Consider the following 475-nt stretch of genomic DNA (forward strand, 5'->3'; position numbering starts at 1 on the left):
GTCCTATGGGAATCCAACGCGATCGTGCGCTATCTGGCCGCGAAGCACCCGCAAGCGGGGCTCTGGCCCGACGACCTGCGGGTGCGGGCCGATGCCGATCGCTGGATGGATTGGCAGGCGGCGACGGCGACGCCGTCGCTGCGGGACGCCTTCTGGGGCCTGATCCGCACGCCGCCCGAGAAGCGGGACGAGGCGCTGATCCGCCGTTCGGTGGAGAAGACGAACGACAACATGGGAATCCTGGACCGCTGGCTGGCAAACCGTGCCTATGTGGCGGGGGACGCCTTCACGGCGGGCGACATCGCCGCCGGCTGCTACGCCCACCGGGTGCTCAACATGCCGATGGAGATCGAGAAGCGCCCGAATATCCAGGCCTGGTACGCGCGGCTGAAGAGCCGCCCCGGTGCGCGGCAGGTCCTGTCCCTGCCGGTGACCTGATCAGGCGGCGGCAGGCGCCGGGCTGCCGGCCCGGCTC

Annotated in this window: 1 protein-coding gene; it reads left to right on the forward strand. The window is 70.5% G+C overall.

Features of this window, described 5'->3' with window-relative positions:
• Nucleotides 1-438: glutathione binding-like protein (locus tag AC2JF9_RS08780; RefSeq protein WP_500726999.1), on the forward strand; the 438-nt coding region annotated here is incomplete at its 5' end.
• Nucleotides 439-475: the final 37 nt, after the last annotated feature.

It is taken from the genome of Lactobacillus sp. C449L, assembly GCF_059900815.1.